The organism is Pseudomonas sp. OST1909 (assembly GCF_015277575.1).
In the GTDB taxonomy this organism is placed as follows: domain Bacteria; phylum Pseudomonadota; class Gammaproteobacteria; order Pseudomonadales; family Pseudomonadaceae; genus Aquipseudomonas; species Aquipseudomonas synxantha_A.
In genome coordinates, this window is record NZ_CP063780.1 from 3,595,134 (window position 1) to 3,616,848 (window position 21,715).

Genomic DNA, 21,715 nt, shown 5'->3' on the forward strand with positions numbered 1-21,715 from the left:
CAGATGACTTTTGATGTGGCCTCAGTGCCCATGGCCGGGACAGATTGGTGATGGACGGGAAAAGACTGTCAATCGTTACCTAAAAAATGAATACCTGCCCGCGGGCCCGAGCTTTGGTTTCAGCGCTTCGAATCACACAAGGCGCGGAACATCGTCGTCGACTGCCATACAACTGTCGCCTCACATATGCGACAATGCGCGCCAAATTCCAACACACATCCCAAATTTTCCGCTCAGCGACCGGGTTTCGCGCCTTGATGTCGCTGTTGACGCATGCCTGAAGGCACCTGCCGTCACGCTCGCAACCCATTGATAGGTAAAGTAATTGATCTCCACAGCTAACATCACCATGCAGTTCGGCGCCAAGCCGCTCTTCGAGAACGTCTCGGTCAAGTTCGGCGCCGGCAACCGCTATGGTTTGATCGGGGCCAACGGTTGCGGCAAGTCGACCTTCATGAAAATCCTCGGTGGCGACCTCGACCCGTCCGGCGGCCAGGTCATGCTGGAGCCGAATGTGCGCCTGGGTAAACTGCGCCAGGACCAGTTCGCGTACGAAGAATTCACCGTGCTCGACACCGTGATCATGGGCCACGAGGAGCTGTGGAAGGTCAAGGCCGAGCGCGACCGTATCTATTCGCTGCCGGAAATGAGCGAAGAAGACGGCATGGCCGTGGCCGAGCTGGAAACCGAGTTCGCCGAAATGGACGGCTACACCGCCGAATCCCGCGCCGGTGAGTTGCTGCTGGGCCTGGGGATTCCCCTGGAGCAGCATTTCGGCCCGATGAGCGAAGTGTCCCCAGGCTGGAAACTGCGTGTATTGCTGGCTCAGGCGCTGTTCTCGGATCCTGAAGTGCTGTTGCTCGACGAACCGACCAACCACCTGGACATCAACACCATCCGCTGGCTGGAAAACATCCTGACCCAGCGCTCCAGCCTGATGATCATCATCTCTCACGACCGTCACTTCCTGAACAGCGTGTGCACCCACATGGCTGACCTGGACTACGGCGAACTGCGCCTGTTCCCGGGCAACTACGACGAGTACATGACCGTGGCGACCCAGTCCCGCGAGCAGTTGCTGTCGGACAACGCCAAGAAGAAAGCGCAGATCTCCGAACTGCAATCCTTCGTCAGCCGCTTCTCGGCCAACGCCTCGAAAGCCAAGCAGGCCACGTCCCGTGCCAAGGCGATCGACAAGATCCAACTGGCCGAAGTCAAGCCGTCGAGCCGTGTGAGCCCATTCATCCGTTTCGAGCAGAATAAAAAGCTGCACCGCCAGGCGGTCATGGTCGAGAAGATGGCCAAAGGTTTTGATGGCAAGCCGCTGTTCAAGGACTTCAGCTTCCAGGTTGAAGCTGGCGAGCGCGTGGCAATCATCGGCCCGAACGGTATCGGCAAGACCACCCTGCTGCGCACCCTGGTCAACGAACTGACCCCGGATGCCGGCAGCATCAAGTGGACCGACGCCGCCGAACTGGGCTACTACGCCCAGGACCACGCCCACGACTTCGAAGACGACGTGAGCCTGTTCGACTGGATGGGCCAGTGGACCCAAGGCGAACAAATGATCCGTGGCACCCTGGGCCGCATGTTGTTCTCCAACGACGAAATCCAGAAGTCGGTCAAAGTGATCTCCGGTGGTGAGCAAGGCCGCATGTTGTTCGGCAAGCTGATCCTGCAAAAGCCGAACGTGCTGATCATGGACGAACCGACCAACCACTTGGACATGGAATCCATCGAGGCGCTGAACCTGGCGCTGGAAAACTACCCGGGCACGCTGATCTTCGTCAGCCACGACCGCGAGTTCGTATCGTCCCTGGCAACCCGCATCATCGAGTTGAGCCCAAGCGGCGTGATCGACTTCAGCGGCACCTATGACGACTACCTGCGTAGCCAGGGCGTAGTCTTCTAAGAGCGCCCTTAGCTTTCAGGGCAATCAGATCCAAATGTGGGAGGGGGCTTGTTCCCGATCGCGGTGTTTCAGTCAATAGATCTGTTGGCTGACACTCTGCGATCGGGAGCAAGCCCCCTCCCACATTGGTTAGAGCAGTGGCATCATGGCCGTACCGCCCGCCAGCGAATGAGCACCCATGCCTGCCGCCCCCTCCTCCCTGTCGATCACCCTGCAGATCGTCTCCATCGTGTTCTACACCTTCATCGCCTTTATCTGCATCGGCCTGCCGATTGCAGTGATTCCAGGCTATGTGCACGAACAACTGGGTTTCAGCGCAGTTGTCGCCGGGGTCACCATCGGTTCGCAATACCTGGCCACGCTGCTCAGCCGCCCAATGGCCGGGCGGATGTCGGATAGCGTCGGCACCAAGCGTGCGATCGTGCTGGGCCTGGCCGGCATCCTGATCAGCGGCGTGCTGACCTTTATCGCCACCCTGGTGGAGAGCCTGCCAGCCTTGAGCCTGGGCATTCTGATCGTCGGTCGCCTGTTGCTGGGCGTGGCCCAGGGCCTGATTGGCGTGGGCACCATCAGTTGGTGCATGGGCGCGGTAGGCACTGAACACACCGCCCGCTCGATCTCCTGGAATGGCATTGCCTCCTACGGCGCCATTGCCGTTGGTGCGCCGGTCGGCGTGGTGATGGTGGCGGAATATGGCTACACCAGCCTGGGAATTGCCCTGTCGGTGCTGGCGGGGTTGGGGCTGGTGCTGATCCGCAATAAACCGTCGGTGCCGGTGGTGCGCGGTGAACGGCTGCCGTTCTGGGCAGTGTTCGGGCGAATCGCACCGTTCGGCACCAGCCTGTGCCTGGCATCGATTGGCTACGGCACGCTGACGACCTTCATTACCCTGTACTACCTCAATCGTGGCTGGAGCGGCGCGGCGTATTGCCTGACGGTATTTGGCGTGTGCTTTATTCTCTCGCGCCTGATGTTCATTTCTGCCATCAGCCGGTTTGGTGGGTTTACCGCCGCCATCGCCTGCATGAGCATCGAAATCCTGGGCCTGACGCTACTATGGCTGGCACCGTCCACCGGCGTCGCCTTGATCGGTGCCGGGCTGACCGGCTTTGGCCTGTCGCTGGTGTACCCGGCGCTAGGGGTTGAAGCCATCAAGCAAGTGCCGGACAGCAGCCGAGGTGCGGGGCTGAGTGCCTATGCGGTGTTTTTCGACTTGGCGCTGGCGATTGCCGGGCCGTTGATGGGCGCCGTGGCGTTGAACCTCGGCTACGGCTGGATCTTCTTCTGCGCCGCGTTGTTGTCGGTCAGCGCACTCGCCCTGACCGTACTGCTCAGGCGCCGCGCCTACTGATCAGCCGTCTGCAGGCCGGCACGCGTCGCCTCACCGAGGGTCCGGCTGAAAAAGCGCCCGGCTTCAGAGGCCATATCGCGGTGAATACCTTCGCGGTCGACGCCATCGGCATCGGTGCAGATGCCTGGCATTGTCGCCAGTTGATCGCTGTCGCATGGCGCCATGAATACAAAGTGCCCTGCCCCGGCCAACAGCTTGAAGTCCGGTGGCTCTGGCAGTTTACGCGCCAGGGCGGCAGCGTTTTTGTCCACCGCCACCAACTGGTCGCCATCGCCACTGTAGAGCAACACCGGCACGTGCACATCGGCCAGAGTGTGGCGGCCGAACATCAGGCTCAGTGGCGCCATCAGCATCAAGGCATGGATGCGTGGGTCAGCCTGGGGCTGCAAGTCGTCGCGGTCGACCACCAACTCGCCCTTGGTGGTGCAGGCATCACGGTCCTCAGGGCGTTGCTGGCAGTAACGGCGCAGGCGCTCGAAATCCGGCTTGGCACCCGCCAGGATCAGCGCGGTTTCGCCACCGGCTGAATAACCGATGACACCAATTTGATCGACATCCACAAAGGGCGACAGCATGGGATCAGCCAGGGTCGCGGTGATCGCCTGGGAGATCTGGATCGGCCGGCCATACAGATTACTCACAGTGCCCAGGCGGCTGTGGTCCTTATAGTTGTCGCCGGGATGCAGGACCGCCACCACCACAAATCCCTTGCGCGCCAGTGACGTGGCCAGATCATGCAAGGCCAGGGGCGTGCCGGTATTGCCATGGGACAGCATCAGCATGGGAAAACGGCCGATGGCAACCTTGGCGTCTTCACCGGCCGCGACCTGATAGGCGCCCAGTGGCGTGGTGCGTTCGGTGTCAGTGGAAGGGTAAAACGCAATGGCCTTCATCGGCTGCGAATCCAGCGGGTCGAGCACGCTCATGCGATGAAACCCCACACTCCAATGCGGGTGCGGTGCCGGTGCAGCGTGCACTGAAAGCAGGCCGCCAAACAGGGACAGAATCAAAACAGTACCAAGACGCATCATGGGGATGTCCACCTTTGCTGCGTAAGAACCGGCATGTCGAATAAAAGTCCAGGTATCGGATCCCTATCTGCATAACCTCTGCATAACCTGGGCCACAAACGAAAAAACTCCGTACTCCGCTCGCGTTCAGGCGATCAGAATACAGAGTTTAGGCGCCCGGCTTCAGAATGAAACCGGGCAACGGCTTAATTTACACAAGCCTTACGCGGCGGCGAACAACTGCTGGTTGATCCGCACGTTGGCGTCGCTCAATGCTTTGCTGCGCGCTTCATCACCGTAGGCCAGGCCTTCAGCGCGGACGATTTCAATATTGGTGATGCCGAGGAAACCGAACAGCAGTTTCAAGTAGCCTTCATGGGCCGCGCCAGATGCCTGATCCGCGTGCAAGCCACCGGCCGTGGACACGATAATCACCTTCTTGTTACCGCACAGGCCTTCAGGGCCGGCTTCGGTGTAGCGGAAGGTCTGGCCGGCAACCGCGATGCGGTCGATCCAGGCTTTCAACTGAGTAGGAATGGTGAAGTTGTACATCGGTGCGCCTACCACTATGGCATCGGCGGCGAGGAATTCAGCCAGCGACGATGCACTCAGTTCCGCCTCGTGCTTTTGCGCGGCATCGCGCAGTTCGGCCGCAGTGCCCAGTGCACCCAGGGTAGCGCCGGAGAAGTGGTTGATGCCTTCGCTGGCCAGGTCACGGTAAGTCACTTGCACACCCGGTTCAGCCGCTTGCCATGCCTTGACCACACCGGCACTGAGTTGGCGGGAAGCCGAGTTGTCGCCGAGGATGCTGGAATCGATATGCAGTAGTTTCATGGTGGATCTCCGAGGTGGGATCGACAGTGGCGATCAGATGGTGGTGATGCTACGCATGAAACCAATAGTCGATAAGCCACCTGAAATGCGATAGTTTGTCCTACTGACAGGACAATAGGCCGACCATGCAAGACCTCAACGATCTCTACTATTTCGCCAAAGTCGTCGAAGCCGGCGGTTTCGCCGCGGCGGGCCGGCTGCTGGGGATTCCCAAGTCCAGGCTGTCACGGCGCATCGCCGAGCTGGAAGAACGCCTGGGTGCACGCCTGTTGCAGCGCACCACCCGGCAACTGACCCTCACCGCCGTCGGCGAGCGCTACCTGCGCCATTGCCAGGCCATGTTGCTGGAAGCGGAGATGGCCGACGAGGCGGTGGCCAGCATGTCCAGCGAGCCGCGTGGACGCCTGCGGGTCACGTGCCCGGTGGGTCTGGCCCAGCAGATCCTGCCGGAATTGGTGGCAGGCTTTCTGGCCGCGCACCCGTTGGTGCAATTGGACATGACCTTGGTCAATCGCCGTGTCGACCTGGTCGCCGAAGGCATTGACGTGGCGCTACGCGTGCGAGAGTTGGGCGACGAAGACCCGCTGCTGGTCACCAAACGCTTGCGCCAGGCGCATACCGTGTTGGTCGCCAGCCCTGGCTTCATGCGTGATCGGCAAGTCGAAACCCTGGAAGACCTCAAACAACTGCCCATACTCGGCGCACTTGAGGCGGACCGCATGGTGCACCAACGCATTATCGACCCACAGGGCAACGCCCATGAGTTGGTGATGGAGGCCCGCCTGGGCATCGAAGACTTTATCGTGCGCAAGACCAGCGCGCTGCTCGGCGTCGGCTTCACCGTGCTGCCGATGATGTATTGCGAAGAGGAACTGGCCAGCGGCCGCCTGGTGCAACTGCTGCCGCAGTGGTCGTTGCCGGGCGGCTGGTTGCAAGCCGTATACCCGCATCGGCGCGGCGTGCTGCCGGCGATCCGCGCGTGGATCGACTACCTGGAAGAAGGCTTCAAAGGCTGTGGAGATCGATTGCTATGAGCATGACCGAAGCACAAGTGGCCGCGTTCTGCCTGACCCTGCCCGGTGCGCGGGAAGATTATAAATGGGGCGGCGTGCGGGTGTTCTCGATTGCCGGCAACAAGATGTTCGCCTTGCAGAACCTGCGCGGCGACTCGCTGGCGTTCAAGGTCGACAAGGAACTGTTCCTGGGCCACGTCGACCGCCCCGGCATCCACCCCGCACCGTATCTGGCGCGGGCGCAGTGGATCATCATGAATACGCCCTACCCGCTGGGCGCCGACGAACTGCGTGGCTTGTTGCAGCGCTCTCACCAACTGGTGGTCAGCAAACTGCCCAAGCGCACGCAGATCGGCTTGTTGCTAGAGGATTGAAAGCAGCGTACCGCCCAGGAACAGCTGGTCCAGCCAAAACACCTGATGCAGCAGCACGATCACCCAGAACAGCACCTGGTAAGACACCTTGCGCGTCTTGTGTCGGAACACCTGCTGGGCAATCAGCGCACCCGGCCAACCGCCGGCCAGCTCGACAGCGTGCAGAATGTTTTCCGGGGTGCGCCTGCCCTCGGTCTGCGCCTTGCGCTTGTCGCTCCAGTACAGGAAGAACGCCACCACGCTGACCACGCCATACGCCGCCAGCGGGATCACCGTCTCGCCGCGATACCATAGCAGCGCCGAACCCAGCAGTGGCGCGGCGCATAACAACACAAAGATCAGCGCCTTCAGGCGTGGATGCTGGATGCTCATGGCTTGACGGCCGTCCAGTCGATCCAGCCGAATTGCCAGGTCGCCAGGATGACCAGGCCGAACGCAATCCGGTACCAGGCAAAGACTGCGTAGCTGTGGCTGGCGATGAACTTGAGCAAGCCCTTGACCGCGATCATGGCGAAGATGAACGAGGTGACAAAACCAATGGCGAATACCGGGAAGTCCGCCGGCTGGAACAGATCGCGGTACTTGTAGCCCGAGTACACCGCTGCCCCGACCATGGTCGGCATGGCCAGGAAGAACGAAAACTCGGTGGCCGTCTTGCGCGACAGGCCGAACAACAGGCCGCCGATGATCGTCGCACCGGAGCGCGAAGTGCCCGGGATCATTGCCAGGCACTGGGCCAGGCCGACCTTGAGGGCGTCTCTCCAGGTAATGTCATCCACCGTTTCAGCACGCACCGCATGTTGGCGCTGTTCGGCCCACAACATGATCACCCCACCGACCACCAGGGCACTGGCGACGGTGATCGGGTTGAACAGGTAATGCTTGATCAGGTCGGCAAAAATCACCCCGAGTACCACCGCTGGCAATACGGCGATGATCAGGTTGACGGTGAAACGCCGGGCCTTGGGCTGGGTCGGCAGGCCGATGACCACATCGAGGATCTTGCGGCGAAACTCCCAGACCACCGCGAGAATCGCGCCCAGCTGGATGATGATATTGAAAGCTTCGAAACGCTCGCCGCCGAAATTGATCAGGTCGGCGACGATGATCTGGTGCCCGGTGCTGGAGATCGGCAGGAACTCCGTCAGCCCCTCGACGATGCCGAGAATCAATGCCTGTATGGCGGTCCAAAAATCCATGCTCTCTCCAAAGGTCATGCGCATGGCATGCCTCTTAAGTTTTTTTAAAGTTCACTGACGACGAGCGCACTCAAGCGCCCGCGGTTGATTCTCAACGCCGGTCTGCAAAAATTCCGTGAAAAATCAGGCAGTACTCAGGTTTTTCGATTCCGGGCCGAAAGCCTATCAGACACGCCGGAAATCTCGAAGCAGCACCACAATTATAAAGAGCATGGAGTGACAGGACGATGAACAGTTTGCGCAGCATGTCGATCAGCCGCCGCCTTTGGCTGATCCTGATAGTCGCCGTGTTGATGCTGCTGGCCTTGGGGCTGCTGATGCTGAACCAGATCCACGGCGACCTCTACCAGGCCAAGCGCCAGCAGACCCAGCACGTGGTGCAGACCGCCAGCGGCGTACTCGGGTATTACCAGAACCTGGAGAAAACCGGGGTACTGACCCGCGACGCCGCGCAGCAGCAAGCCCTGAGCGCGGTGCGTGGCCTGCGCTACGATCACGATGACTACTTCTGGATCAACGACCTCACCCCCGTGATGATCATGCACGCGGCCAACCCCAAGCTCGATGGCCAGAACCTCTCGGCGATTCGTGACCCGGATGGTTTCGCCGTGTTCAATGAGTTCGTGATTCTGGCCAAGGCCAAGGGCGCCGGCATCGTCAACTATCGCTGGCCGAAACCGGGCGCCGACGCACCGGTGGAGAAAACCTCCTATATCCAGCTGTTCGAACCCTGGGGCTGGATCATCGGCTCCGGCGTGTACGTGGATGATGTGCAGGCCGAGTTCAAGACCCAGGTATGGAAAGCCTCGGCAATCGGCCTGGGCATTGCACTGATGATGGCCGTGCTGGTGGTGCTGATCGCCCGCAGTATCGTGCAGCCGTTGCAGGCGGCGGTGAATGCCATGGGCAATATTGCCAGCGGTGAAAGCGACCTGACCCGCAGCCTGGACACCCATGGCAGCGACGAGCTTACCCAGCTGGCCCGCCATTTCAATGGCTTCACCGCCAAGTTGCGCCAGGTGGTCGGCCAACTGCAGACGTGCGCGAACGCGCTGGGCCAGTCATCCACGGAGCTGGGCCACAACGCCAGCCAGGCCCACGACCGCAGCCAGCAGCAATCGCAGCAGATGGAACTGGTGGCCACCGCCATCAACGAAGTCACTTACGGCGTGCAGGACGTGGCCAAGAATGCCGAGCACGCGGCCAGCGAAATGCGCGATGCCCAGGCCCAGGCGCAACAGGGCCAAGTGAATATTGACGGCAGTTTGCAGCAGATCGATCAGCTCTCCTCCACCATCAGCCAGGCTGTGGAGGTAATCCGCACGCTCTCCAGCGAAAGCACGCAGATCGGCGGCGTACTCGAAGTGATCCGTTCCATCGCCGACCAGACCAACCTGCTCGCCCTCAACGCCGCCATCGAAGCCGCCCGCGCCGGGGAGCAAGGCCGTGGCTTTGCGGTGGTTGCCGATGAAGTGCGCTTGCTGGCCCAGCGCACGCAAAAGTCCACCGCCGAAATCCAGGTGATGATCGAGCGCCTGCAAGGCCACTCGGAAGCGGCGGTCAAGGTCATCAGCGACAGCCACAGCGCCTCGCAACTGACCATCGAACAGGCCGGCCAGGCCGGAGCCAGCCTCACCGCCATCGGCCAGGCACTGCATAACCTCAACGGGTTGAATGCTTCGATTGCCAGCGCCACCCTGCAACAAGCCCATGTGGTGGAAGACATCAACCAGAACGTCACCCAGGCGGCCGGGCTGTCCCACAGCACGGCGCTGGCGGCGGAACAATCCAGCGTGGCGAGTGCGCAGTTGCGGGGCTTGAGTGAACAGCTTGATGGGTTGCTGCGCCAATTCCGAATCTAGCGCCGGGTAAATTGTGGGAAGGGGCTTGCTTAGCCCTATGTAGGAGCGAGCTTGCTCGCGAAAAACGTCAACGGTAACGCGTGTTTCCTGAGTAAACGCGGCGCCTCTGGGTTTTTCGCGAGCAAGCTCGCTCCTACACAGGGCATGGGGCAAGCCCCCTCCCACATTTGTATGGCTGTGTTTTGAGGATCGCTGAGCTCTGGGTACAATCACCGCCCTCTCCCACTTCCCAAGGATCCGCCATGTCCGGGCTTGAACTGTTCGCCGCCGCCCTGGGGGTGATCGCTGTCTGGCTGACGGTCAAACAAAACCCTTGGTGCTGGCCCATCGGCCTGGTGATGGTGCTGCTCTACACCTGGGTGTTTTTCGAGGTCAAGCTCTACTCCGACATGCTGCTGCAAGTGGTCTACGCCGCGTTGCAGGTGTATGGCTGGTGGCAATGGACCCGTGCCGGCGAAGTCAAACAGGGCCGTCAGGTCACCAGCCTGCGAGCGCCTGCGATCATGATCAGCCTGGCCGTAGGCGCCGTCGGCAGCCTGTTGCTTGGCGCCGCCATGGCCCACTGGACCGACGCCGCCCAGCCCTGGCTCGACGCCGCCCTCACCGGTTTCAGCCTGGTGGCGCAGATGTGGATGGCGCAAAAACGCGTGCAGTGCTGGGCGCTGTGGATTGTCGTTGACGTGATTTTTGTCGGCCTGTTTCTCTACAAAGGCCTCTATCTCACTGCGGCACTCTATGCACTGTTTACCGTGATTGCGGTACAAGGCTGGCGCGAATGGCGCGCCGACCCGGCGTTGCACTCATGAAGGTGGTGGTACTGGCAGGCCCCGAATCCAGCGGCAAAAGCTGGTTGGCGGCGCAACTGCACGCGTACTTCGGCGGGGTGATGGTGGGTGAATACGTGCGGCATTTCATCGATCACCATCAGCGTGACACGACCCTGGCGGATATCCCCGCCATCGCCCATGGCCAATTAGCCTGGGAAGACAGCGCCCGCGCCCGGCATCCTGCGCTGTTGATCCTCGACACCCACCTGCTGACCAACAGGCTATGGAGCCAGACCCTGTTTGGCGATTACCCCGGTTGGCTTGATGACGAACTGCTGGCCCGGCAGTACGACCTGCACCTGCTGCTCTCCCCCGAGGACGTGGAATGGAGCGCCGATGGCCAGCGCTGCCAGCCGGAACTGGCCGACCGCCGGGCGTTTTTCCAGGCCAGCCTGGAGTGGATGCAAGAGCATCAACAGCCGGTGGTGGTGATTCGCGGGGATTGGGAGCAGCGTCGCCAGGCGGCATTTTCCGCAGTAGAGCAGTTGCTCAAGCGCTGACACACTTCCCCTGTGGGAGCGGGCTTGCCCGCGAATGCTATGTATCAGCTAGCAAATGCATAGACTGACCCACCGCTTTCGCGGGCAAGCCCGCTCCCACATTTTTTACCGTACCAGGCTTTAGTAACCCAACGACAAGCCCGTGTTGCGCCGCGGATCGTTCGCCCCATAGAAACGATTGTTACCCACTGGCTTGCCACCCAGGGAAGGCGCGCCTACCAGGATCGCGGCCAAGTGGTTGGCATCTTGGGGGCCTGCAAACTTATGGCCCCAGCTTTCGAGGATCTTCTGGGTATCCGGGCTGACCGCAAAGGTCTCAAGGTTAGTGGTCTCGGGCATCCATTGCTGATGGAAGCGTGGTGCGTCGACCGCTTCCTGGATATTCATCTTGTAGTCGATCACATTCAGGATGGTCAGCAAGGTGGCGGTGATGATGCGGCTGCCACCTGGCGTGCCGACCACCATGACCGCCTTGCCGTCCTTGGTGACGATGGTCGGGCTCATCGACGACAGCGGCGCCTTGCCCGGAGCGATAGCGTTGGCTTCGCCCTGCACCAGCCCGTACATGTTCGGCACGCCGACCTTGACGGTGAAGTCGTCCATTTCATCGTTGAGGATCACCCCGGTCTTGCTCGCCATCACCCCGGCACCAAACCAGTCGTTGAGGGTGTAGGTCACCGAGACCGCGTTGCCCCATTTGTCGACGATCGAATAGTGAGTGGTGTTGTTGCCTTCGTGGGGTGACACCCCTGGCTTGATCGCCTGGGAATCACCGGCCTTTTGCGGCTCGATGGCAGCGCGCAGCTTGGTGGCGTAGTTCTTGTCCAGCAGATGCTCGATCGGGTTCTTCACGAAATCCGGATCGCCGAGGTAGCTGTTGCGGTCCACGTAGGCATGGCGCATCGCTTCGATCTGGTAGTGCAAGCCCTGGGCCGAGTGATAACCGAGGTCGGCCATCGGGTAGCCTTCGAGGATGTTCATGATCTGGCAGATCACCACGCCGCCCGAACTGGGTGGCGGCGCCGAGACCACATGGTAACCACGGTAATCGCACTCGATGGGCGCCAGTTCGCGGGTCTTGTACTTGTCGAGGTCGGCCTGGGTGATGATGCCCTTGCCGGCCTGGCTGGAATCCACCAAGGCCTTGGCCACCCAACCTTTATAGAAACCGTCGGTGCCCTTGGCGGAGATTTCCTTGAGGGTCCTGGCCAGGTCTTTTTGCACCAATTTCTGGCCCACCTGCAGCGGTTGGCCGTTGTGCAGGAAGATCCCGCGCAAATCCTGGTCTTTCTCGAATTCGCCAGTGGCGGTGTGCAACAGGTCGATATCGCCCTGCTCCAGCTCAAAGCCGTTTTCCGCCAGTTTGATCGCCGGGGCAATCACCTGGGCGCGCTTGAGAGTGCCGTATTTGCTCAGGGCCAGTTCCATACCGGAAACAGTACCCGGTACGCCGACCGCCAAATGGCCTTTGGCGCTGAGGCCCTCGACCACATTGCCGGCCTTGTCCAGATACATGTCGGCGGTGGCCGCCAACGGGGCCTTTTCGCGGAAGTCGAGGAAGGTCTTGCGTCCGTCCGCCAGTTGCACGGTCATGAAACCGCCGCCACCGAGGTTACCCGCCGCCGGGTACACCACCGCCAGCGCGTAGCCCACGGCAACGGCTGCATCCACTGCGTTGCCGCCGGCCTTGAGCACATCCACGCCGACATGGGTGGCCAGGTGCTGGGCCGTCACCACCATGCCATTTTCACCGGCTACCGGCGCCTGGGAAGCGGCTTGTACTCCGTTGACCGTCAACACCAACGCGGTGGCGATCAAGGTTCGGCGCAAAGGTTGGTATTTCATCCATGGCTACTCTGGTTATTGAGATGCACCAAAATAGCCCCTCCCCGATTCAATCCCCAGCGCAATGGCGTTTTTATTACAGAACTTGTCGGCCATGGAACGGACGCACAACGAAACGGCGAATAAATCGATGTGGGAGGGAGCAAGTCCCTCCCACATTTGTACCGTCAATGGCGCTAGAATCAGCGCCACTTTTTCGCCGCCGCTTTGATACGAGCCTTTTTCATGAGCTTTGATTTCGACACGCTCCACCCACGCCACGGTACCGGCAGTACCAAGTGGAGCCGTTACCCGCAAGACGTTCTGCCGATGTGGATCGCCGATATGGACATCGCCGCGCCGCCCGCTGTATTGCAAGCCCTGCACACGCGCCTCGACCAACAGATTCTTGGCTACAGCATGGCCGGCCCGGATGTGCGCGAGGCCATCATCGCGGACCTGTGGGCCAAGTACGCCTGGCGCGTACAACCTGAAGAACTGCTATTTCTGCCTGGCGTCGAGCCTGGGTTCAACATGGCCTTGCACGCCTTCGTCCAACCCGGTCAGGCGGTAGTGCTGCAAACCCCCAACTACCGGCCGATTCGCCTGGCACCCGGCAACTGGAACCTGCCGCGCATCGAAATGCCGTTCGAGTTGATCAACGGCGAATACGTCACGCCAATGCCTGCGATGCGCCAGGCATTGAGCGGTGCCGGTGCGCTGCTGCTGAGTAACCCGCACAATCCCATCGGCAAAGTATTCCCCCGCGAAGAACTGCAGGCCGTGGCCGACGCCTGCCTTGACAGCGGCGCGCTGATCATCAGCGACGAGATTCATGCCGAGCTGTGCTTCGATGGTCGTCGGCATATCCCCACCGCCAGCCTCAGCCCCGAAATTGCCCAACGCACCATCACCCTGATGTCGGCGAGCAAGGCGTATAACGTGGCGGGTTTGAAGACCTGCTTCGCCGTGGTGCAAAACGCCGAGCTGCGCGAGCGCTTCAATAACGCGCGCTGCGGCATGGTCGACAGCGTCAGCCCCCTGGGCCTGGAAGCCACTCGCGCGGCCTACAGCCAATGCGGCGACTGGCTCGCTGCGCTGTTGCAGTACCTGCAGGCCAACCGTGATTACCTGCTCGATGCGCTAAAGACCCGCCTGCCCGGTGTAGTGATGCACGCACCACAAGGTACCTTCCTGGCGTGGCTCGATTGCAGCGCATTGGGCCTGGAAGACCCGCAACGGTTCTTTCTGGAACAGGCCAGGGTCGGCCTGAGTGCCGGGATTGAATTTGGCGATGACAGCCAACAGTTCGTGCGCCTGAACTTCGGTTGCCCACGGGCGATGCTCGAGGAAGGTATACAACGCATGGAACGTGCCTTGCGCCAGCGCTGACTTGCCCAGCGAAGCATTCGTGGGAGGGGTGAGCAATCCCCACCCACGTTATCCATTCACAACTTGGCGATGGACACTTCCGTCGACTTCACAAAAGCAATCACTTCGCTGCCCACCTTCAATTCCAGGTCACGTACCGAGCGCGTGGTAATCACCGAAGTAACAATGCCGGACGCCGTCTGCACGTCGATTTCCGACACGACTTCCCCCAGCAGAATTTCCTTGATTACGCCTTTGAACTGGTTGCGCACGTTGATCGCTTTGATGGTCATGTCGGCTTTCCTTTTGGCTGTTGGGTCAATCCGCACGAATGCGCAGGCCCCCAAAATGCGCCTCACGAGAAAACATTAAAAGGAATAAATAACTATTTATCCATTCCATAATGATATATGAGACGAATATCCTTCGGCGCCCATCTGCCCGGCGCCGCACGCTCGACAGCGACGTACGACCGCATATCTTGTGCGTTGACCAACCTTGTTACACACCATATAGTGTGCCCACAAACAGAACAGACCACTACATAGTGTGCAGAATCGGTATTTACCGACCACACTCAGCGCAGTATTTCAATGCCTGGTAGCCTGCAAATCGCACATTTTTTGGACGGGTTGAACACCGTCAGAACGGATCAGAAGGGAGTATTTCAATGCTGAGTTGGGATGAAGTCGACAACGAAGACACCGGTGCAGCGGTGATCAAAGGCGCCAACGCCGGCCATGCAAGCGAAGCCAACATGGACCGCCTCGACGGTGCCGGCGCCGCTGCTGCCCTGGAGGCGCGCAACGTGACCGCCAACGACTCCGCCGCGATCATCCGCGCCAAGGCCGCCCTGGACAAACTCGACGTCGCCGAAGGCCTCGCCGAGCTGGAAGGCTCCGCCGCCCGCGTCGCCGTAGACGAAAAGCGCATGATCAACTGCCGCGCCGACCTCAACCAACTCGTGCCTTTCAAGTACGACTGGGCTTGGCAGAAATACCTCGACGGCTGCGCCAACCACTGGATGCCGCAAGAGGTCAACATGACCGCCGACATCGCCCTGTGGAAAAACCCCGAAGGCCTGACCGACGACGAACGCCGCATCGTCATGCGCAATCTGGGCTTCTTCTCCACCGCCGACTCCCTGGTCGCCAATAACCTGGTGCTGGCCGTGTACCGCCTGATCACCAACCCGGAGTGCCGCCAGTACATCCTGCGCCAGGCCTTCGAAGAAGCGATCCACACCCACGCCTACCAGTACTGCATCGAATCGCTGGCCATGGATGAAGGCGAGATCTTCAACATGTACCACGAGATTCCATCGGTCGCCAAAAAGGCAGCCTGGGGCCTCAAGTACACCCGCTCGATCTCCGATCCGAAGTTCGAAACCGGCACCGTCGAGACCGACAAGGAACTGCTGCGTAACCTGGTCGCTTACTACTGCGTGCTGGAAGGCATCTTCTTCTACTGCGGCTTCACCCAGATCCTGTCCATGGGCCGCCGCAACAAGATGACCGGCGTGGCCGAGCAGTTCCAGTACATCCTGCGCGATGAGTCGATGCACCTGAACTTCGGTATCGATGTGATCAACCAGATCAAAATCGAAAACCCGCACTTGTGGGATGCCGAGATGAAGGAAGAAGCGACCCAGATGATTTTGCAGGGCACGCAGCTAGAGATTGAATATGCGCGCGACACCATGCCTCGCGGTGTGCTCGGTATGAACGCGGCGATGATGGAGGATTACCTCAAGTTCATCGCCAACCGTCGCCTGTCGCAGATTGGCTTGAAGGAAGAGTACCCAGGCACCACCAACCCGTTCCCGTGGATGAGCGAGATCATGGACTTGAAGAAAGAGAAAAACTTCTTCGAGACCCGTGTGATCGAGTATCAAACAGGTGGTGCGCTGAGCTGGGACTGACGTAACCCTGTAGGAGCGAGCAAGCTCGCTCCTACAGTCAATGGCGTCAGTCCGACACCTGCTCCAGGAAAATCAACTGCAACGGCTCGCTGAGCAAAGCATCCGCCGTGGCGGCAAAGTGCTGGAAGTACGGCGTGGCAAAATGCTCATCCAGTGCTGCCTGGCTCTTGAATGCCTCGCGCATATAGAACGTGCCGGGTTCATCGCGTCGCTCGAACAACACGTAATCCAGATTGCCAGGTTCGGCCCGCGTCGGTTCGATCAGGCTCAGCAAGCCAGTCTTGAGCGCGTGCTCTTGGCCAGGTTTTGCCTTGAGTACGGCGAGGGATACCAGGGGTTTTGGCATGGCGATGTCTCTATGAGTGGGTGGGTTGGAACAGCCGGCAACAGCGGTGAACATCACGGCATACAGCCAGGGTTTGATTGGTGTTCTCATGGGTGTCGCTCGCAATGGATTGAAGCCATCGTTGCCCATTTGGCGACGCAGAAACACCGACTAAACACGCTTACACTTTCTTCAAAGGCTTGAAAATGCCGCACTCCATCAAGACCCCTTGCGTCGGCCTGTGCTCCACCGTCTACGGTGATCTGGTCTGTCGGGGCTGCAAGCGCTATCACCACGAGGTGATCCAGTGGAATGGCTATAACGCCGAGGAAAAACAGGCGGTATGGCTGCGCCTGGAACAGCTACTGGTGCAGGTGATGGCCAGCAAGCTGGAAGTGTTCGACCCACACTGCCTGCGACAGCAGCTGGAGGCCCGCAAGATTCGCTTTATGCCGCACCAGTCGCCGTATTGCTGGGCATACCAGCTGATCGCGCGGGGTGCGCGGGTGATTTCCAGGCTGGATGCCTATGGATTGGCATTGCTGCCGGAGTTTCGCGAGCGCCACTTGGCGGATTTGCGCGATGCGATAGATCGGGAATTCTTTCTGCTTTCAGAAGCGCATTACGAGCGCTATATCGCCCCGGGTTTCCTCAAGGACGCCTTCGGGCCAGCCCTGATCGCCACACTCTAATGTGGGAGCAAGTCGAATCGTCGCACCGCCCCTCCCACAATCAGCAGGTCCAGGGCGCATCCCGTTCTGGCTGCAACCCGTAGAGATGAATCGCGCGCTGACACACCGCCGGCGCCAAACTCCCCTGCTCCACCAATGCCGTCAACGCTGCCAGCACAATATGGTGCCGATCCACCTCAAAGAAATCACGCAACGCCGCCCGTGTATCACTGCGCCCAAACCCATCGGTGCCGAGCACGGTGTAGCCCGAATCCACGTACGAGCCAATCATCTGCGGCACTGCCCGCACATAGTCGGACACGGCAATCACCGGTGCGCCTTTGGGCAAACAGTCATGCAAATGACTGACACGCTTGATGCTCTGCGGATGCAGGCGATTCCAGCGCTCCACCTCTCTCGCTTGCCGCGCCAGTTCACTGAAGCTGGTGACGCTGTACACCGCGCTTTGCACCTGCCAGTCGTCCATCAGCAACTGCGCCGCCGCCAGGGCCTCACGCACCAGCGTGCCGGAGCCGAGCAGGCGCACCTGCGCGTCCTGCGTACCCTGCAAGCGATACATGCCCTTGATGATCGCGCCTTCCACGCCTTCCGGCAGGCTGGGTTGCGCGTAGTTTTCGTTCATCAGCGTCACGTAGTAGAACTCGTCGACATCCTGCTCCAGCATCCGACGCATACCGTGGTCGAGGATCACCGCAAACTCACCGGCGAACGCTGGATCGTAGGCGCGGCAATTGGGCACGGCGGCGGCAGCAAGGTGGCTGCTGCCGTCCTGATGCTGCAAACCTTCGCCGCCCAGGGTGGTGCGCCCGGCCGTGGCGCCGAGCAGGAAGCCCCGGGCACGCTGGTCGGCAGCCGCCCAGATCAGGTCGCCCACGCGCTGAAAACCGAACATCGAGTAATAGATATAGAAGGGCAACATGCGCAGGCCATGCACCGAGTAACTGGTCGCGGCGGCCACCCAGGAACTGATGGCGCTGGCTTCGCTGATGCCTTCTTCCAGGATCTGCCCGTCGGTGGCTTCGCGGTAACTGAGGATCGAGCCGATGTCTTCCGGCTCATAGTGCTGGCCGACACTGGAGTAGATGCCAATCTGCTTGAACAGGTTGGCCATGCCAAACGTACGCGCCTCGTCGGCAACGATGGGCACGATGCGCGGCCCCAATTGTCCGTCTTTGAGCAAGTGGGTGAGCATACGGACGAAGGCCATGGTGGTAGACATTTCCTTGCCTTCGGCGGCCGTGGCGAAACCCGCATAACCGCTCATCGACGGCACACTGACACGCGCGGCAAGCTGGCTGCGGCTGGGCACGTAACCGCCCAGGGCCTTGCGGCGCTGGTGCAGGTAGCGCAATTCCAGGCTGTCATCGGCCGGCTTGAAAAAACTCAAGGACTCGACCTGCTCATCCGACAGCGGCAATTGGAAGCGATTGCGAAAGGCAATCAGCGCCTGGCGATCAAGCTTCTTCTGTTGGTGAGTGGTCATCTTGCCCTGCCCGGCTTCGCCCATGCCAAAACCTTTTTTGGTCTGGGCCAGGATCACCGTGGGTTTGCCCTTGGTCCGGCGGGCAGCGTGGTAAGCGGCGTGGATCTTGACCATGTCATGGCCGCCACGCTTGAGGCGGTCGATCTGCTCATCGCTCAGGCTCTCGACCAGCTTGGCCAGGGATTCACTCTGGCCAAAAAAATGCTCGCGGTTATAGGCGCCATCCTTGGCGGCGAAGGTTTGGAACTGGCCATCCACGGTCTGCGAAAGGGTTCGGACCAATGAGCCGTCGGCGTCCTTGGCGAGCAACGCATCCCAGTCCGAGCCCCACACCAGTTTGATCACGTTCCAACCGGCGCCGCTGAACAAGGCCTCCAACTCGTCGATGATGCGCCCATTGCCGCGTACCGGGCCGTCGAGGCGTTGCAGGTTGCAGTTGACGACCCAGGTCAGGTTATCCAGGCCCTCGCGGGCGGCCAGGGTCAGGGCTGACATGCTTTCCGGTTCGTCCATTTCGCCGTCGCCGAACACGCCCCATACATGGCGGTCCGAGGTGTCCTGCAAGCTGCGGTGCTGCAGGTAACGCATAAAGCGCGCCTGGAAAATCGAGCTGATGGGGCCAATGCCCATGGAACCGGTGGGGAACTGCCAGAAGTCGGGCATCAACCATGGATGGGGATAGCTGGACAGCCCGCGAGCGCCCTCCTTCGGCCCACCGATTTCTTGGCGGTAGTGGGCCAGATCCTGTTCTGTCAGGCGCCCTTCAAGGTAGGCACGGGCATAAATACCGGGTGCTGAATGGGGCTGGTAGAACACCAGGTCACCGCCGGATTGCTCGCTGCGGGCGCGGAAAAAGTGGTTGAAGCCCACTTCGAACAAATCCGCGGCGCTAGCGTAACTGGCGATATGCCCGCCCAGTTCGCCATACGCCTGATTGGCGCGCACCACCATGGCCAGGGCATTCCAGCGCACCAGCGAGGCGAGGCGCTCTTCGGTTGCCAGGTCGCCGGGAAAAGCCGACTGCTGCTCGACGCTGATGCTGTTGATATACGGTGTGCCGTGGCGGGGTTTCCAGTCGATGCCCGGCGCACCGCCTTCGCGGGCCAGCAGGTCGAGAATTTCGCGGGCCCGGGCGGGGCCGGCATTGGCCACCAGGGAGGCCAGGGCATCACGCCACTCATCCAGCTCCTGCTGATCCTGCGCCGTGTGAGTGACTGCGTGGGCGAAACCGTTCATGGGCACCTCCGGACTTTTTTTCCAGTTTATGTCGGTGCTGGAGGATTTTTTGCCTGTTATGAGGCGCACCCAACAGAATTTTGAGCATAAATCACTGTAGATCGGTTTTATTCCAGCACGTTGTGCTCATGCACCCGCAAACCCGGCAATTGTGTTTAAAATGCCGCCCGCCCGATGACTGACGCACAACGATGAACCCAGACGCACTCGCTACCCTTCACGCCCACTTGCTGACCGCCCTGGCTGACGCACCGGTGGAAACCCGGCGCCTGTTCCATGGCCGCGGCCGTTGCTGGCCGGGCCTGGAACAACTGACGGTGGACTGGCTGCAAGGGGTGGTGTTGGTGGCGCTGTTCAAGGAAACCGAGCACCTGCAAGCCCTCAAGCAGACGCTGCTGAACATCGACTGGGCGAGCTTTGGCGCGCACACCTTGGCCATGCAACACCGCTACCTGCCGCAAAGCACCACCGAGTGGTTAGTGGGTGAGGCCATCGATGAGCTGACCATCACCGAGGGCGGCCTGCGGTACCTGATCGACCTGGGTAAAAAGCAGAACAGCGGGCTATTTCTGGACATGCGCTACGGGCGCAACTGGGTGCGCGAACAGGCCCAAGGCCAGCGCGTGCTGAATTTGTTTGCCTATACCTGCGGTTTTTCGGTGGCCGCCATCGAAGGCGGCGCCGACCATGTGGTGAACCTGGACATGGCCCGTGGCGCCCTCAGTCGTGGCCGCGACAACCATCGCCTGAACGGGCATGACTTGAGAAAAGTCACCTTTTTGGGCCACGACTTGTTCAAGTCCTGGGCCAAGGTCACCCACAGCGGCCCTTACGATCTGGTGATCATCGATCCGCCGTCGTTCCAGAAAGGCAGCTTCCTGCTGACCAAGGACTACCAGCGCGTGCTGCGCCGCCTGCCGGACTTGCTCACCGCCCAAGGTACGGTGCTGGCGTGCATGAACGACCCAGCCTTCGGCGAAGATTTCCTGATCGACGGTGTAACCCGCGAGGCACCGGGCCTGCGCTTTGTGCAGCGCCTGGACAACCCGCCGGAATTCCCCGACGTCGATCCGCAAAGTGGGCTGAAGGCCCTGGTGTTCCGTCAGGGTTGATGCCGAATCGTCCTACGCTTGCTACGCTTACGCAGACACCGGGCGGTGAACCTTATCCCCCTCTTCCCGGTCGATACCTGCATTACCCGGCCAGACTCGACGGCGCTACGTTGTCGGCTGCCCCGTTTGACCTTTTGGAGAACCGCCCGTGATATCCACCCTGCATGTAGCCAGACTCAAAGCCTGGGGCGCCCACGGCTTTACTGCCACCGGTGTGGTACTGGCCTTCCTGGCCACCCTGGCGCTGCTGGAAAACTCCCCCAAGGCATGCCTGCTGTGGCTGGGCCTGGCGCTGGTGGTGGATGGCGTCGATGGCTCGCTGGCGCGACGGGTGAATGTCAGCACGGTATTGCCCAGCTTTGACGGCTCGGTCCTGGACCTGGTGATCGATTACCTCACCTATGTGTTCATCCCCGCACTGTTTATCTACCGCTATATCGACCTGCCGGAATTTACCCACCTGTTTACGGTGTCGGTGATTCTGGTGTCTTCGCTGTTCTGCTTTTGCAATGTGAACATGAAGAGCAAGGACAACTACTTCGTCGGCTTCCCCGCCGCATGGAACGTGGTCGCCCTGTGCGTGTACATCATCCAGCCTGACGCCTGGGTCACCTTGCTGACCGTGATCGGCCTGGCCCTGTTGACCGTGACACCGATGAAGTTTTTGCACCCATTCCGGGTCAAGCGCTTCATGCCGATCAATATTGCGGTGACTACGATCTGGTTGCTGTGCAGCTTTTTGATGGTGGTGGACTATCCCAACACCAACCCGTGGACGTTTGGCTTGTGGTCGCTGATGTCGGCGTATTTCCTGGGCATTTGCATCTGGCGTACGGCGCTGGAGTGGCTGGGCGCGCACAAATAACCAA

At 60.5% G+C, this 21,715-nt stretch carries 20 protein-coding genes; 12 read left to right on the forward strand and 8 right to left on the reverse strand.

Annotated features, from left to right (window positions below; genetic code table 11):
* The first annotated feature begins 325 nt into the window (after positions 1 to 325).
* The gene (locus IH404_RS15640; RefSeq protein WP_003191057.1) at positions 326 to 1,912 is read left to right on the forward strand and encodes an ABC-F family ATPase; all 1,587 of its coding nucleotides are present in this window, start codon (positions 326 to 328) and stop codon (positions 1,910 to 1,912) included.
* A gap of 178 nt (positions 1,913 to 2,090) precedes the next feature.
* On the forward strand, positions 2,091 to 3,263 hold the full coding sequence (locus tag IH404_RS15645; protein WP_194438356.1) for an MFS transporter: 1,173 nt from the start codon (positions 2,091 to 2,093) through the stop codon (positions 3,261 to 3,263).
* Here the strand turns inward: IH404_RS15645 and IH404_RS15650 are convergent.
* Together IH404_RS15650 and IH404_RS15655 are read right to left on the reverse strand one after the other, a co-directional pair.
* Entirely contained in the window at positions 3,257 to 4,294 is a 1,038-nt protein-coding gene (locus IH404_RS15650; protein ID WP_194438358.1) for a dienelactone hydrolase, read from the reverse strand. The genes IH404_RS15645 and IH404_RS15650 overlap by 7 nt on opposite strands.
* Positions 4,295 to 4,495: 201 nt before the next feature.
* Positions 4,496 to 5,107, reverse strand: coding sequence for an FMN-dependent NADH-azoreductase (locus IH404_RS15655; protein ID WP_194438360.1), 612 nt, complete (start codon positions 5,105 to 5,107; stop codon positions 4,496 to 4,498).
* A gap of 125 nt (positions 5,108 to 5,232) precedes the next feature.
* Here IH404_RS15655 and IH404_RS15660 point away from each other — a divergent pair, with 125 nt between their 5' ends.
* Both IH404_RS15660 and IH404_RS15665 read left to right on the forward strand, forming a co-directional pair.
* On the forward strand, positions 5,233 to 6,141 hold the full coding sequence (locus tag IH404_RS15660; protein WP_005788515.1) for a LysR substrate-binding domain-containing protein: 909 nt from the start codon (positions 5,233 to 5,235) through the stop codon (positions 6,139 to 6,141).
* Positions 6,138 to 6,494, forward strand: a complete 357-nt coding sequence (locus IH404_RS15665) for an MmcQ/YjbR family DNA-binding protein (protein ID WP_194438362.1) — start codon at positions 6,138 to 6,140, stop codon at positions 6,492 to 6,494. Before IH404_RS15660 ends, IH404_RS15665 begins: the two co-directional genes overlap by 4 nt.
* Here IH404_RS15665 and IH404_RS15670 read toward each other — a convergent pair.
* Together IH404_RS15670 and IH404_RS15675 are read right to left on the reverse strand one after the other, a co-directional pair.
* Positions 6,483 to 6,866 (reverse strand): DUF1294 domain-containing protein, encoded by a 384-nt coding sequence (locus IH404_RS15670; RefSeq protein WP_122734187.1) that lies wholly within the window; start codon positions 6,864 to 6,866, stop codon positions 6,483 to 6,485. The genes IH404_RS15665 and IH404_RS15670 overlap by 12 nt on opposite strands.
* On the reverse strand, positions 6,863 to 7,693 hold the full coding sequence (locus IH404_RS15675) for an undecaprenyl-diphosphate phosphatase (RefSeq protein ID WP_122734186.1): 831 nt from the start codon (positions 7,691 to 7,693) through the stop codon (positions 6,863 to 6,865). Before IH404_RS15675 ends, IH404_RS15670 begins: the two co-directional genes overlap by 4 nt.
* A gap of 227 nt (positions 7,694 to 7,920) precedes the next feature.
* Between IH404_RS15675 and IH404_RS15680 the strand changes: the two genes are divergently transcribed.
* The 3 genes from IH404_RS15680 to IH404_RS15690 all read left to right on the forward strand — a co-directional run bounded on the left by IH404_RS15680 (position 7,921) and on the right by IH404_RS15690 (position 10,882).
* Complete coding sequence (locus IH404_RS15680) at positions 7,921 to 9,555, forward strand: methyl-accepting chemotaxis protein (RefSeq protein ID WP_122734185.1); 1,635 nt, start codon at positions 7,921 to 7,923, stop codon at positions 9,553 to 9,555.
* Between the two features lie 242 nt (positions 9,556 to 9,797).
* Positions 9,798 to 10,361, forward strand: a complete 564-nt coding sequence (gene pnuC / locus IH404_RS15685; protein WP_194438364.1) for a nicotinamide riboside transporter PnuC — start codon at positions 9,798 to 9,800, stop codon at positions 10,359 to 10,361.
* Positions 10,358 to 10,882 (forward strand): AAA family ATPase, encoded by a 525-nt coding sequence (locus IH404_RS15690; RefSeq protein WP_005788521.1) that lies wholly within the window; start codon positions 10,358 to 10,360, stop codon positions 10,880 to 10,882. Before pnuC ends, IH404_RS15690 begins: the two co-directional genes overlap by 4 nt.
* A gap of 120 nt (positions 10,883 to 11,002) precedes the next feature.
* Here IH404_RS15690 and ggt read toward each other — a convergent pair whose 3' ends face one another.
* Positions 11,003 to 12,727: a gamma-glutamyltransferase gene (gene ggt / locus IH404_RS15695; RefSeq protein WP_005788522.1), complete on the reverse strand. Its 1,725-nt coding sequence runs from the start codon at positions 12,725 to 12,727 to the stop codon at positions 11,003 to 11,005.
* A gap of 225 nt (positions 12,728 to 12,952) precedes the next feature.
* On the opposite strand from ggt, the gene IH404_RS15700 reads away from it, so the two are divergent.
* Positions 12,953 to 14,098, forward strand: a complete 1,146-nt coding sequence (locus IH404_RS15700) for a PatB family C-S lyase (RefSeq protein WP_194438367.1) — start codon at positions 12,953 to 12,955, stop codon at positions 14,096 to 14,098.
* A gap of 56 nt (positions 14,099 to 14,154) precedes the next feature.
* Here the strand turns inward: IH404_RS15700 and IH404_RS15705 are convergent, their stop codons facing one another.
* Positions 14,155 to 14,370 carry a TOBE domain-containing protein gene (locus tag IH404_RS15705; RefSeq protein ID WP_003173733.1) on the reverse strand — a complete coding sequence of 72 codons (216 nt, stop codon included), beginning with the start codon at positions 14,368 to 14,370 and terminating at the stop codon, positions 14,155 to 14,157.
* A gap of 377 nt (positions 14,371 to 14,747) precedes the next feature.
* Between IH404_RS15705 and IH404_RS15710 the strand changes: the two genes are divergently transcribed.
* A complete protein-coding gene (locus tag IH404_RS15710; protein WP_005788524.1) occupies positions 14,748 to 15,998 on the forward strand; it encodes a ribonucleotide-diphosphate reductase subunit beta in 1,251 nt (416 codons plus the stop codon).
* Positions 15,999 to 16,044: 46 nt separating this feature from the next.
* Here the strand turns inward: IH404_RS15710 and IH404_RS15715 are convergent, their stop codons facing one another.
* Complete coding sequence (locus IH404_RS15715) at positions 16,045 to 16,344, reverse strand: putative quinol monooxygenase (protein ID WP_005788525.1); 300 nt, start codon at positions 16,342 to 16,344, stop codon at positions 16,045 to 16,047.
* A 185-nt stretch (positions 16,345 to 16,529) separates the two neighbouring features.
* On the opposite strand from IH404_RS15715, the gene IH404_RS15720 reads away from it, so the two are divergent.
* Entirely contained in the window at positions 16,530 to 17,015 is a 486-nt protein-coding gene (locus IH404_RS15720) for a DUF1289 domain-containing protein (RefSeq protein WP_005788526.1), read from the forward strand.
* Positions 17,016 to 17,055: 40 nt separating this feature from the next.
* Here the strand turns inward: IH404_RS15720 and mdeB are convergent, their stop codons facing one another.
* Positions 17,056 to 19,734: an alpha-ketoglutarate dehydrogenase gene (gene mdeB, locus IH404_RS15725; RefSeq protein ID WP_194438368.1), complete on the reverse strand. Its 2,679-nt coding sequence runs from the start codon at positions 19,732 to 19,734 to the stop codon at positions 17,056 to 17,058.
* A 191-nt stretch (positions 19,735 to 19,925) separates the two neighbouring features.
* On the opposite strand from mdeB, the gene IH404_RS15730 reads away from it, so the two are divergent.
* On the forward strand, positions 19,926 to 20,846 hold the full coding sequence (locus tag IH404_RS15730; protein WP_194438369.1) for a class I SAM-dependent methyltransferase: 921 nt from the start codon (positions 19,926 to 19,928) through the stop codon (positions 20,844 to 20,846).
* Positions 20,847 to 20,994: 148 nt separating this feature from the next.
* The gene (gene pcsA / locus IH404_RS15735) at positions 20,995 to 21,711 is read left to right on the forward strand and encodes a phosphatidylcholine synthase (RefSeq protein ID WP_032875693.1); all 717 of its coding nucleotides are present in this window, start codon (positions 20,995 to 20,997) and stop codon (positions 21,709 to 21,711) included.
* The last annotated feature ends 4 nt before the right edge of the window (positions 21,712 to 21,715 follow it).